Below are 12,459 nucleotides of genomic sequence, written 5' to 3'. Positions count from 1 at the left end.
ACCGTGCTGTTTCGACTGACCTGGCGCCCTGACAACAGCGAGCACCCATCGACCTGGGCCACATCGTGGCCGCCGAGGTCGACCGGGCCGTGATGCTCGCCCCCCAATTGAGCATCACCCACACCGCCGCGTGCAGGTCTGGCTTGACCCCGCCGCCGATTTCGTCGGCGCGGGGTATCAGGTTTCCCAAGCCTTGTTCGGACTGGGCACCGGTGGCATGGGTGGCACCGGGCTGGGCGCGGGTCGACCGGACCTGGTGCCGTTGGCCAACGCCGATTTCATCTCCTCCTCCTTCGGTGAAGAGCTCGGTCTGTTCGGCCTGGCCGCCGTGCTGATCCTGTATCTGCTGTTGGTCATCCGGGGTTTCAAGGCCGCTCTCACCTGCCGTGATTCGTTCGGCACCCTACTGGCGACCGGTTTGTCGACCACGATTGCACTGCAGGTCTTCCTGGTCGTGGGAGGGGTCACCAATCTCATTCCGCTGACTGGTCTGACAACTCCCTTCCTGTCCTACGGAGGGTCCTCACTGCTGGCCAACTACATTCTCGTGGCTCTGTTGCTGCGGATCTCCGACGCGGCCCGCCGACCGGCGGCCGTGCCACCGAGCCCGAAGTCACCGCTAGCGGCGGCCGCGACGGAACTGGTAAGCGGACCCCGCCCACAACGGTGAGCCGTGTTCGGGAGCCGCGGACGGCCCGTTCCGCGTCCAATGGGTGCTTGGACTGGTCGAGCGCGTCCTATCTGGCTGGGAATCAGCCGGCCGCGGTGTCCGTGTGGGCGGTGACTCGGGTGGCGGTGATTGTCGTCCCGGAGATCGCGCCATGGACATTGACCTGCGAGCCGATGTGGAACTGGTCCCGAGTCGCGGGATGTGTTCGGGAGCCGAACGTGGTCTGCGCAGTCAGCACAACGGTGCCGACCGTCCCCGTCGTCAGACGTAACGTCCAGGTGTCGCCCTGCTGCGCGGTGATCTGGCCAGTGACCTTGTGGTTGCGCGCAACACCGTGGTGCTGTTGCGCACCGTGAGCACTGCTTGGGGGAGAACCGGTTGGCGGGGTTTTCGGAAGCGTTCCCGCCCCATCCGATGGCATGGTGTCAGGGGGCGCGGTCCCATCCGCGGATGAGGCCACGGCGCTAGCGGATGGTGCGGCATTTTCGACCGGTGAGGAGGAGTTCGAGCAGGCTGAACAGCTCGCTACCGCCACCAGCGCACACGCGAGAGCAACTCGATGGGCCTTCGGGCCGGTGCGGCCGCGCATCGTTGTGTCCACCCGGTCGCACCCCTGACATCCGTGTCCGCTCTTGGCGACCGCGAGTATGCCTGGGGCATCTCTCGGCCCCCCGGGTGGGTGTTTTTGCCCTCGCTGGCCCTTGTGGTAGAGCACCGCCTTTGCGGGCCGGTCCCGGCCATGACGTGCTGGCGGGTCCGACAGGGAATTCTCGAGAGGTCCTCGTGGATCAAGGACAGACTGCACTACGTGTTGCGAGGAACCGCTGACAGGGCCTCAGGCACCACCGGTTCGAGCGAGACTCAGGTCGCGACCTGGCCAACGGCGGCTGGTAAGGCGAATATGGCCACCCTACGGTCCAGTTGAAACCGCCAGTGACATGTCAGACCCCTGCGTGGACATCATGCAGGAGCGAGCATCGCGACGGCGGCATGGCCGCTCTGGCGAAGCCCGGCGACGTTCGGCTGGGCCCGAGCCGATGTCGGCGACCTGGACGCAGTCCCTCTCGGTCCTCGATGACGCGGCCGAGTTGGGGTGGCGTTATATCGGTCGGATAACCGCCGCAGTCCCTGGACCCGACGCAGCCAACGCGATGCCGGACACCCGATCGGCCCCTGGGGATCTGGGTGCGCGACGGGGGGGGTGTTCCCCTGGCTGGCTCGTTCGATGGTCATCCGAGGGGATTGCCAACGTTGGATATCCGGCTTGCGGTGATAGTGGAGCCTGACATGGTACCGGTGACGTGGGCTATGTCGCCGACCCTGAACTGCCCTTTGGTGGCTGGATTCTTCGTGTCACCGAACGCGGTCGTGTCGGTGATGATGACGGTGTAGGTGTGATCGGTGGCCGTCTTTACCGTCCAGGTTGAACCGTTCTCCGTCATTATCGGGCCCGAGAGGTGGGAGTGCTTGGCCGCGAGCGCCGACGAGGACGTCACCGGTGTGGGTGCCGGTGCGGGTGTGATCGAGGTAGCTGAACAGCCGACGAGCGCCGATGCGAATGCTGCTAGTGCGATCCGCGTGCCAGGGGCAACTCGCGCGATCTTCCAGGTCATTGCCGAGCGGCGGGAGTTGACCACCAGAGAGCTCCGTGGGTTGGATGGCGACAAGGCGGTATCGGTATTGGTAACGAGCGCGGCTTGGTGCCGATGCTCCTAGGACCAACATCACTGCTGGTACTGAGCCTGTCGTAGGTGAGGAATGGCTCGGCTTACGCCGCGACAGCCAAGGGCTTCCGCTCCCGGTGCGGACCCGCAACCTCTCCTGGACTGGACCGACCGATGGCGTGATCGGCGCTCATGCGCAGGGTCGAGGCCGTGCAGATAGGTGGCGAACCCGCGAACCGCCGAGAGCCGGTAGGCCCACCAGTTCGAGACGCCGCCTGTGGGCAGCCGCGCCCAGTCCAGCGCCACCGTGACGGTGATCCTCGCCTCGCCGGCCTGTTCGAGGTAGTCGAGGAACTGGCCCGGCAGCTTCTCCGGGCGGTCGAGCAGGTAGCCCAGCGCGCGGCGCAGCGCGAGGTAGTCGGCCAGTTCCTCGCGCAGCGGGCCGGTCACGACACACCTGCGGTGGTGTCGACGGACGAGCCGCAGATCCGCGCGCGACCCGCTGCGGCAACGGCGAGATTGCACCCTTCAAGGGAGATCAGGTAGCCGACCATAAATGGGGCCGGGCGCGGTTCTAGACGCTTGCCTACTGCGATCTCATGCCGGTGATGGCACGCTGCACGGTGCGAACGCTGAGACGGCGAGCATCGGCAGGCCAGCCCGGCAGACGCGAGTAGGTGATGACGTCCGCATGGCGAGAACCGCGAGGTTGGTTGCCGTCGGCGCAGCGCTGGTGGCAGTAGCCGGATTGCTCGGCGGCTGCGGCGGACAACAGTCTGCCGGTGCCCGCGGTCACCCTTGACCCGCTCGCCGTCAGCATGTTCGCCGTCAAACCATGCGACCTGCTGCGCGACGACCCGGCGACGCGCCGGCACCTGGCGGTCCCGGGCACCGTCACAGCCGGATCCGACGGACCGGTCTGCCGCTGGACACCGACCCGGCCGCGAGTGCCGCTCTACACCGCCGGCGCCGCCCCGCATATCGGGCTGAACGACGTCTCCGGGCATCGCGAGGACTATTCGTTTTTCGAGCAGACCAGCATCGCGCACTACCCGGCGGTGCACACCAGAGACCGGGCCGCCGGGTCGGAAGCGCGGTGCTCGACCCGGGTCGGCGTCGCCGACGACAGTCAGGTGATCGTCACCGCCGACGACAACGGCCTCGCCGTCCGGTCCTCGCTGGACACCTGCTCCGAGGCCGAATCTTGGCGACCGAGATCCTCGGGCAAATGCTGTCCGACACCGGCTGATTACCGGGAAGACTGCGCATCGGCCGCCGACGTCGTTGTTCTACCCGGACGTGGCGAATGGCGGGGCGTTTCCGCGTAGCGTCCGATGATCAGGTCGGGCATGATCTGTTTGCTCAAATCACTGCGCGACCGACGCTCAGAGGGAGAGAACCAGTGGTGACCAGTAATGAAGGCAAGCACGGTCACGTGGAGAACGACCTCGCCCAGCTCAAGGACATCGGCTCTAAGCAAGCTGAGCTACCCAGAGCATCGGGGTGGACTCGATCAAGGAGCTGCGCCATCGCAACCGGGCGCATCTGAAAGAGATGATCGAGACCGGGCATGGCAACGTCGTGGGCTGTCCGAGGGCGAGTGCACGACTTGGACCAATGAGGCCAAAGCGCGCGGCTAGCGCCAGATCTTCGGTAGCGGATCGACTCGTCCGATGAGGTGGTGGACCCGTAGGGGCCTTGGCGACGCACCCGCACAGGTAACTCCCGAGATTAGAGGGGATATGACGCTATGACGATGTCTCGAGCAGTCCGGATACTGGTGGTCCTGCTGCTGCCGGTGTTGGTGATCGCTGGCTGCGGTAAGGGCGCCCAGAGCGCGACGACGCCACCGGCGAGCGCTTCTGCCGCGGTTGACGGCTCGGTGCCCGCTGATCCGTCGGAGAGCGCGGCCGATGCCGCGCCGATCGATGAGAGTTGCCCGGCCAGCAACACGATCGCGTTCGCAAAGACGAAGTTCCTCGCGCACACCGGGTTGGCGTTCGGGGCGTTCCACCGCTACCTGTACAAGCCGTTCCAGGCGGGTACGTTCAAAAAGGGTGCCAGCGGGCGGATCACCGGGTTCATCAAGGGCGGTTTGGCGGCACTGTTCGTCAAGCGGGAGATCCGGTTGGCCAGCGAGGACGTCAAGGCCAACCCCACCCTGTGCAAGGCGATCGCCGCGCCACTGGGCAAGATCGGCGACACGGTTCAGGCCGCGTTCGACAAGCTCAAAACCGGTGACGCCAGCGGCATCACCGGTGCCAACTCCCTCATCTCCTCGGTCGAAGGCACCTCGGCCAAAGACGGCGACCCGATCACCGAGAACGATAACCCCGACCTGACCTCCACCCCAAAATAGTCATCTAACGACTCTGGGAAGATCGGAACAGTGGGCTTCCCCTCGTAACGTGGAGACATCGCCTTAGAGGAGGTGGGGGCGATGGCGGAGTCACGGCGGAAGTTTGACGCTTCTATGTGTGTCAAGTCTATGTGTGTCAAGACCGTTTGATGTGGGTTCCTCCTGTCGTGTGAGCTGGCGCGGCCAGGGCCGTTCGGGCGCTGATTCATAGGCTGGGTGCAGCGACGGTGGCGGGAGCCATCGCGGTGGTGAGGGTGCGGAAGAGCTGGCGGGCGATGTAGCGCTTGATGCAGCGCCGGATCTCCCTGGGGGTCTTGCCTTCGGTGGTGCGCCGGGCCACGTAGGCCTGGGTGGCGGGGTCGCTGCGGATCCTGGTGTTGGCGATGACGTGGATGGCCCTGTTGAGCGCTCGGTCGCCACCCCGGTTGAGTCGATGGCGCACGGTGCGCCCGCTGGAGGCCTCGATCGGGCTGGTGCCGGCGAGGGCGGCGTACGCGGCGTCGTTACGGCACCGCCCGGGGTGGGAGAACGAGACGATCGCTTGCGCGCCGGTGACCGGCCCGATCCCACACCGGTCAGTTAGCGCTGGAACGAGGTCGTTGACGATCGCGGCTAGCTCAGCCTTGTTGGCCGTCAGCGCCCGGGCGGCCTCGCGTAGTGCGAGGGCCAGGCGGCGGATCTCGGCGTGACGCACGGCCTGGGCTCGACTGGCCTCCCGAGGTTGGCGACGTTTCACCAGCTCAGACAACATGGCGGCGGTGAGTTTCCCGCAGGCGAGACGACGGTCAGCGTCGCCCCCATCTCGCAATAACGCCTTGAGACGGTTGGTCTGCGCGGTGCTGGTGGTGGTCAGATCCTCCCGCGCGCACAGCAGGATACGCAGGGCCTCCCGGTCTCCGTCCGCGCGTGGGGTGGGCAGCTTGTTCACCTCGAGGCCGAGAGCGAACAGCACCGCCAGATGCGCGTCGATCGGGTCGGACTTGCCCTTGCCTCGGCGGGTCTTGCGGCGGGGTTGCTCGGCCTCGATCACCGGTAGCCCGACGGCGGCCGCGGCGCGGCCCAGCCCGACGCCGTAGCTACGGGTCCCCTCGATCGAGACCACCAGCCTCGGTCCAGGAGCATGGTCGAACACCCAAGCCAACGCCTCGGCATGGCCGGCGTTGTGGTTGCCGAACGAGGCGGTGGCGATCACCGCGCCGCTGGGGTAAGCGATCTCGAGCTGGTTAGTGTCGCGGTGGGTATCGGCACCGATGACTGCATCGGTGACTTCTGAGAGCATTACCACTGGCCGAGGGCCCTTCCAGGGGTTGCGGTCAACGTCGGCACCGGCCTGGATGAGGGTCACCGTGGTGGCAGATCTGTGACGGGTCACGCTCGCGCGGACATGCTTCTAATCAAGCCAACTGGTGGGGCCAGGCTGGTGCCGGCAACCACGACCGACAGGTCAAACGAAGGGCACGCTGAAGCGGCCAGATCAGGATTGAGTCACGTCGGGTCACCGGCACCGAGCCTGGTGGTTCTCCATCCAGGAGTACCGCAACGACACTCACAGATCAGGATTTCAAGGAGGGCGCGGTCCGGTTGGTCCGCGAGACCGGGCGCCCGATCGCGCAGATCGCGAAGGACCTGGGGATCAACCCGGGCACGCTGGCCAACTGGGTGGCTTTGGACCGTCAGGCCAAGGACGGCAACGGTCGACTCAGCGAGGACGAGCGGATCGAGCTGGCCCGGCTGCGGCGGGAGAACGCCGAGCTGGCGATGGAGCGTGATGTGCTCAATGGGCTGCCCCGCGTTTTTCGGATAGCTATTATTCGTGTTGTTATGCCGCTTGCCGCTGATTTTGGTACTCGTTGTAGGCCTCTCGTGGAGTTCGGTAGGCCAGCGCCGAGTGGAGACGCTTGAGATTATAGCGGAACTCGATGTATCGGGTTACATCCTTTCGGGCGTGTTCTCTTGTAGGGTAGGCGGTGCGGTTGACGCGCTCCACCTTCAGAGTGGCGTTGAACGATTCGGCGAGGGCATTGTCGAAACATGAGCCTACTCGGCCGACTGATTGTCGAATGTCGAGTTGAGCCGCCGCCTCGGCGAAGGCCTGGCTCAGATATTGGGATCCGTGATCGCTATGGAAAATCGCTTCGCTTTCTAGGTCGTAGTTTCGGGAGGCCATGCGGAGCGCGTCGATGACGAGTTCGGCGCGCATATGCTCGGCGATCGCGTAGCCGATGCATTCTTTGGTGCAGCAGTCGATCACGGTTGCCAGGTAACAGAACCCCTGCCATGTCGGCAGGTACGTGATATCACCGACGAGCTTCTTGCCCGGCGCGTCGGCGGTGAAGTCGCGACCCACCAAGTCGGGGATGCTCGCGGCGCCCTCGCCGGCTTGGGTCGTGGTCGGACGCCACGGTCGTGGCTGGCAGGTGACCAGATCCAGCTCAGACATGAGGTCGCGGACCATCTCCGGTCCGCATACCTCGCCCTGGCGGGCCAGGGCCGCGTGGACCCGCCGATAGCCATACGTCCCGTCCGACTCCTCGAAGATCGCCTGGACGAGCGCGCCCAGTCGTGCGCGACGGATCGCCGTGTGTGAGGCAGGCCGGTCTCGCCAGGAGTAGAAACCTGAGGTCGACACACGCAACCAGCCGCACATTGTCTGAATGGGGTAGTGCGCCTTCTCCGCCTCGATGAACGAGTACTTCTCGCTCACCGATACTCCTGGGCGAAAAAGGCCGCTGCCTTTCCCAGGAACTCGGTTTTCATGCGCAATTCCCGGTTCTCGCGCTCGAGTTCCCGCAGGCGTGCTCGCTCTGGCATAGTCAACGGTGGCTCGTCGCTGGCATGCTCGGCGCGATACTTGTTGACCCAGTTCCCGAGAGTGCCTTCGTGCACGCCTATCTCGCGGGCAACCTCAGCGACAGGACGCGAGGTGTCGACCACAAGTCGAACCGCCTCAGACTTGAACTCCGGGCTGAATCTCCGGCGCTTCTCCCGCATCGATCTTCCTCCAATTCGGACGGAACCTTATTGGGTCCGCTATCCGAAATGTGGGAGGCACGCCACAAGCGCTCGGTGGCCCTCTGGGTCAAGGACGCGACGGGTCGGCGGTAGTCGTGGCCGGGTTCATCGCGGCCCAGAGGGCCGAACACGGGGTTCCGCACGCGGTGGCGTGCCGGGCGTTGGGGGTGTCGCAGGCCTGGTTCTACAAGTGGCGCCACGGCGACGCCTCGCCCCGGCGAGCGCGGCGGCGGGCGCAGGCCGTGCTGGTAGCGGCGTTGTTCGCCCAACACCGGGGCACCTACGGCGCACCGAGGATCACCGCGGATCTACGCGACATGGGCTGGCGGGTCTCCCAGAACACCGTCGCGGAGCTCATGGCCGAGCAAGGGTTGCGGGCCAGGGCGAAACATCACCGGCGGGGCACCACCCGCCCGGGCAAGGGCCGCTGGCGCGCCCCGGACCTGGTCAAACGGGACTTCACCGCACGGCGGATCAACCAGCGCTGGTTCGGTGACGGCACCGAGATCGACACCGCCGAAGGCAAACTGCAACTGGCCAGCGTGCTGGACGTGTGCTCGCGGCGCATCGTCGGGTTCGCCTTGAGCGAGCACCACGATGCCGAGCTGGCCTACGGGTCGTTGGCGATGGCGGTCGCGGTGCGCGGCGGGCAAGTGGCCGAGGTGGTATTGCACACCGACCAGGGCAGCGAATACACCGCCGGGATGTTCCGCGCGGCCTGTATACGACTGGGCATCCGCCAATCAATGGGCCGGCCGGGATCGGCGCTGGACAACGCGGTCATCGAGTCGTGGCACTCCACCCTGGAGTTCGAGCTGCGCTCGTGCGAAGAATTCCCGACCAAGGCAGCCGCTCGGCGGCGGGTCGCGGCCTGGATCGATGAGTACAACCGCACCCGACGGCACTCCTCCATCGGGATGATCTCCCCGATCGACTACGAGCTGGCCCAACCCGACGACCCTGCCACCGAGGTGGCCTGAGCGAGATGCTCACCCACAAGCACAACCACAACCACAACGGAGGCGGCTGCGCCGCCGCTGAATCCCATTACGCGCCGCGCAGGATACGGGGACCGCACCTCCAACCTCAAGGGTCGCTGACGCGATCGCTGCCGCGACGGCCTACGGCCGCCCTTGACCTCGGAGCCTCGACGGCCCCCAACCGGCGCACAGCGCGGGCAGGCCAGCGCCTGCCCGACTGGCACGCGACGCGAACGACACAACCCAACTACAAGATCACACCAACTGAAGTCTCTACGGTTTCAGGGGATTGGGCTGCCCCGCGTTTTTCGGATAGCTATTATTCGTGTTGTTATGCCGCTTGCCGCTGATTTTGGTACTCGTTGTAGGCCTCTCGTGGAGTTCGGTAGGCCAGCGCCGAGTGGAGACGCTTGAGATTATAGCGGAACTCGATGTATCGGGTTACATCCTTTCGGGCGTGTTCTCTTGTAGGGTAGGCGGTGCGGTTGACGCGCTCCACCTTCAGAGTGGCGTTGAACGATTCGGCGAGGGCATTGTCGAAACATGAGCCTACTCGGCCGACTGATTGTCGAATGTCGAGTTGAGCCGCCGCCTCGGCGAAGGCCTGGCTCAGATATTGGGATCCGTGATCGCTATGGAAAATCGCTTCGCTTTCTAGGTCGTAGTTTCGGGAGGCCATGCGGAGCGCGTCGATGACGAGTTCGGCGCGCATATGCTCGGCGATCGCGTAGCCGATGCATTCTTTGGTGCAGCAGTCGATCACGGTTGCCAGGTAACAGAACCCCTGCCATGTCGGCAGGTACGTGATATCACCGACGAGCTTCTTGCCCGGCGCGTCGGCGGTGAAGTCGCGACCCACCAAGTCGGGGATGCTCGCGGCGCCCTCGCCGGCTTGGGTCGTGGTCGGACGCCACGGTCGTGGCTGGCAGGTGACCAGATCCAGCTCAGACATGAGGTCGCGGACCATCTCCGGTCCGCATACCTCGCCCTGGCGGGCCAGGGCCGCGTGGACCCGCCGATAGCCATACGTCCCGTCCGACTCCTCGAAGATCGCCTGGACGAGCGCGCCCAGTCGTGCGCGACGGATCGCCGTGTGTGAGGCAGGCCGGTCTCGCCAGGAGTAGAAACCTGAGGTCGACACACGCAACCAGCCGCACATTGTCTGAATGGGGTAGTGCGCCTTCTCCGCCTCGATGAACGAGTACTTCTCGCTCACCGATACTCCTGGGCGAAAAAGGCCGCTGCCTTTCCCAGGAACTCGGTTTTCATGCGCAATTCCCGGTTCTCGCGCTCGAGTTCCCGCAGGCGTGCTCGCTCTGGCATAGTCAACGGTGGCTCGTCGCTGGCATGCTCGGCGCGATACTTGTTGACCCAGTTCCCGAGAGTGCCTTCGTGCACGCCTATCTCGCGGGCAACCTCAGCGACAGGACGCGAGGTGTCGACCACAAGTCGAACCGCCTCAGACTTGAACTCCGGGCTGAATCTCCGGCGCTTCTCCCGCATCGATCTTCCTCCAATTCGGACGGAACCTTATTGGGTCCGCTATCCGAAATGTGGGAGGCACGCCAGATTGCCAACAGGACGCCTGGAGATTCGTTGCCCTTGACGCGAAGTGCGTTTGTGCAGATGCGCTGTCGTTGTGCCGCGGAGCAGGCAGGTGAGGTGCGTACGGGCTAGCGTTGGTTGTCTGCGGATTGTCTCGGGAGAGGGTGGGTTGGGTGAGCGCGGTGTAGTGGAACGCTGAACCTGGTGAGCACGATTTTCCGGCGGCGTCGTCGTATTTGTCGCTGATAGCGGACGATGGTCTGGTCGCCGAGTTGGTGGGGCGGTTGGAAATGGCACCGCTTGTGCATTACAAGGCCAAGGACATGATGCACGCGAGTGGGCTTGCGTTGCTGGGGGTAGACATTCCTCGCGTGGCTGCGGACTGTGGCGATGGTGAGAAAGGGGAAGGAGTTGTCTCCGGTGCTGCTGGTCTGTGGTGATGTGACTTGCGGGTTGCCCGCGCAGATTGCGGACGGGTAGCACCGGGCACGTGCGAGATATCATCTCGATGAGAACACGGACCTCCCTTGCGGAATCACCGACAGGAGCAACACCGCGCCAATCGTCCGGTCACTGAGCGTGCTTCGCTCTCGGCGTAGTGTTTTGCTGACCACCCTCGGGCCCTCCGGGGCCGTAGACATCAGCAGCAAACCCTCAGCGGCCAATGCCCGGTACACCTCGCGTAGCCGGGTGGAGCCGTGCACCAGAGCCGACAACGCGGCGGCCTCACCGACGAACACCACACCGGCCAACACCAGCGCCCATAACGGTCCCTGCCTGGTATGCCGGTTTGTCTTGAGTCAAGGAGTTGGCAGGTTCCCGCCGTTGTGGATGTTGCGCCGGTCCTCGCCGGTGTCAAGCAGAGAGCGCTTGACACCGGCTGCGGGCCGGGCGCTGGTCAGGGGCGGCGGGAGCCTGGCCGGGGAGAGGTCACAGGGTTGGTAGGCCTGGCGGGGTGTGCGGTCGCCGAGGGCCTGGTGCGGGCGGATGGTGTTATAGATCTGCCGGAACCAGTGGACCTCGACCGAGAGCGCGTCACCGTCTCCGATCTCACCGCGGTAGAGGTGCTCGTATTTCAGGGTGCCGAAGAACCGTTCGACGACTCCGTTGCTCTGCGGGCTCTTGACCCGAGTGCGGACATGGCGCAGCAGCGGGTCCTCACCGGCGAAGGCCCGAGCAAACACTTCACCGCGGAAACACGGCCCGTTGTCGGAGACCACCGCGATCGGCGCCGGGAGCTGCCCGATGATCGTGTCAGCGGCGTCGAGGATGTCCATCACCGCCCGGTCGGCACGCAGATCGGGCAGCCCGGTCAGCCGGGTGGCCTCAGTCACGGCCTGCTGTAGACAGGCCAGCGCGTCGGCGCCCCGGCTGGTCGGGGTCACGGTGATGGCCAGGCAATACTTGGTCGCGTAGTCGATCACCGCGCAGATCCGCCAGATCCCACCGCCAGTGGTCTCGAACTCGGAGAAATCGGTCTGCCAGACCCGATTACGCTCGGTCGGCGCGTCCCGGAACACCTTCCGGCGCAGCACCGCCCACGACTTGCGATCCGCCCGGTACCCACGGGGCAGCAGCAGCCCCCGCCGGCGCAAGGCACGTTGCACGGTCGAAGTCGACACCGCGTGACCGTCGGCGCGCATCATCGCGGCGATCTTGCGATGCCCCCAGGCCGGCCAATCAGCGGCGTATTTCGCAGCCAGCACCTCGACCGCGTCCACCTTCGGCGCCGGCCACGGCCCCTTCACCAGCACACCGCCACGCAGCCGCGCGAGCCGGCGACGATACGTCCGCTCCGGGATGCCGGTCAGGGACGCGAACCTCGAGACCGGCAATGCCGCTGCCGCCCTTAGTGCCTCGAGGTCGATGAAGGGACCTGATCGACGTACTCGGCACCTTTCTGCCAGATCCGCAGCTGCACCGTGGCCTCGGCCAGCGCCAGCTTCAACTGCTCAGCCTCCGCGCGCAGCCGCCGCTCAGTCTGCGAACCCGCCTGACCAGCCCCGCCCGGCAGCTGGTTGTCCAGACCCGCTTTACCCGACTCCACGAACCGATCCCGCCAGTTCGCCACCGACTGCCCAGACACGCCATGGCGCCGGGCGGCCTCCGCCAACGTCACCTCACCAGCCAGCACCGCCAACACAATCCGGACCTTGTCCTCGATCGGCAACTGCGGCTGGGCCTTCGACCGGCTCATGACCTCATCCTCCCTGACCGACCCAAAATCGG

Annotated in this window: 11 protein-coding genes and 1 pseudogene; 5 read left to right on the top strand and 7 right to left on the bottom strand. The window is 65.5% G+C overall.

Annotation, left to right across the window (positions count from 1 at the left end):
* Positions 1-115: 115 nt before the first annotated feature.
* Positions 116-670 (top strand): annotated as a pseudogene (locus tag ACTXG6_RS33480) (FtsW/RodA/SpoVE family cell cycle protein); the annotation flags it as partial.
* A gap of 1,229 nt (positions 671-1,899) precedes the next feature.
* On the opposite strand, the gene ACTXG6_RS33475 reads toward ACTXG6_RS33480, so the two are convergent.
* Both ACTXG6_RS33475 and ACTXG6_RS33470 read right to left on the bottom strand, forming a co-directional pair.
* Positions 1,900-2,307, bottom strand: coding sequence for a DUF5666 domain-containing protein (locus ACTXG6_RS33475; RefSeq protein WP_445183385.1), 408 nt, complete (start codon positions 2,305-2,307; stop codon positions 1,900-1,902).
* 87 nt (positions 2,308-2,394) lie between these two features.
* Positions 2,395-2,784 carry a hypothetical protein gene (locus ACTXG6_RS33470; protein ID WP_445183384.1) on the bottom strand — a complete coding sequence of 130 codons (390 nt, stop codon included), beginning with the start codon at positions 2,782-2,784 and terminating at the stop codon, positions 2,395-2,397.
* A 497-nt stretch (positions 2,785-3,281) separates the two neighbouring features.
* On the opposite strand from ACTXG6_RS33470, the gene ACTXG6_RS33465 reads away from it, so the two are divergent.
* Together ACTXG6_RS33465 and ACTXG6_RS33460 are read left to right on the top strand one after the other, a co-directional pair.
* The gene (locus tag ACTXG6_RS33465; RefSeq protein WP_445183383.1) at positions 3,282-3,662 is read left to right on the top strand and encodes a hypothetical protein; all 381 of its coding nucleotides are present in this window, start codon (positions 3,282-3,284) and stop codon (positions 3,660-3,662) included.
* Positions 3,663-4,114: 452 nt separating this feature from the next.
* Positions 4,115-4,693 (top strand): hypothetical protein, encoded by a 579-nt coding sequence (locus ACTXG6_RS33460; protein ID WP_445183382.1) that lies wholly within the window; start codon positions 4,115-4,117, stop codon positions 4,691-4,693.
* A gap of 205 nt (positions 4,694-4,898) precedes the next feature.
* Here the strand turns inward: ACTXG6_RS33460 and ACTXG6_RS33455 are convergent, their stop codons facing one another.
* Complete coding sequence (locus ACTXG6_RS33455) at positions 4,899-5,972, bottom strand: IS110 family transposase (RefSeq protein WP_445183368.1); 1,074 nt, start codon at positions 5,970-5,972, stop codon at positions 4,899-4,901.
* A gap of 194 nt (positions 5,973-6,166) precedes the next feature.
* On the opposite strand from ACTXG6_RS33455, the gene ACTXG6_RS33450 reads away from it, so the two are divergent.
* Entirely contained in the window at positions 6,167-6,595 is a 429-nt protein-coding gene (locus ACTXG6_RS33450; RefSeq protein ID WP_445190163.1) for a transposase, read from the top strand.
* Here ACTXG6_RS33450 and ACTXG6_RS33445 read toward each other — a convergent pair.
* A protein-coding gene (locus ACTXG6_RS33445) for an IS3 family transposase (protein WP_445183371.1) occupies positions 6,513-7,684 on the bottom strand; the annotation gives its coding sequence in 2 pieces (ribosomal slippage) (positions 6,513-7,420 and positions 7,420-7,684; 1,173 coding nt in all). The genes ACTXG6_RS33450 and ACTXG6_RS33445 overlap by 83 nt on opposite strands.
* 116 nt (positions 7,685-7,800) lie before the next feature.
* Between ACTXG6_RS33445 and ACTXG6_RS33440 the strand changes: the two genes are divergently transcribed.
* Positions 7,801-8,685: an IS3 family transposase gene (locus ACTXG6_RS33440; RefSeq protein WP_445183381.1), complete on the top strand. Its 885-nt coding sequence runs from the start codon at positions 7,801-7,803 to the stop codon at positions 8,683-8,685.
* A 331-nt stretch (positions 8,686-9,016) separates the two neighbouring features.
* Here the strand turns inward: ACTXG6_RS33440 and ACTXG6_RS33435 are convergent.
* From ACTXG6_RS33435 to ACTXG6_RS33425, 3 genes are all read right to left on the bottom strand, one after another.
* Positions 9,017-10,188, bottom strand: a protein-coding gene (locus tag ACTXG6_RS33435) for an IS3 family transposase (protein WP_445183371.1) whose coding sequence is annotated in 2 segments (ribosomal slippage) — positions 9,017-9,924 and positions 9,924-10,188 — 1,173 coding nt in all. Because the reading frame shifts where the segments join, the coding sequence is not laid out codon by codon here.
* A gap of 842 nt (positions 10,189-11,030) precedes the next feature.
* Entirely contained in the window at positions 11,031-12,065 is a 1,035-nt protein-coding gene (locus tag ACTXG6_RS33430) for a transposase (RefSeq protein WP_445183380.1), read from the bottom strand.
* A gap of 14 nt (positions 12,066-12,079) precedes the next feature.
* Entirely contained in the window at positions 12,080-12,427 is a 348-nt protein-coding gene (locus ACTXG6_RS33425) for a helix-turn-helix domain-containing protein (RefSeq protein ID WP_445183379.1), read from the bottom strand.
* Positions 12,428-12,459: the final 32 nt, after the last annotated feature.

This window comes from Pseudonocardia sp. Cha107L01 (assembly GCF_052566575.1).
Note: the sequence above shows the minus strand (reverse complement) of the source record. Positions and strands in the feature narration are given on the sequence as shown.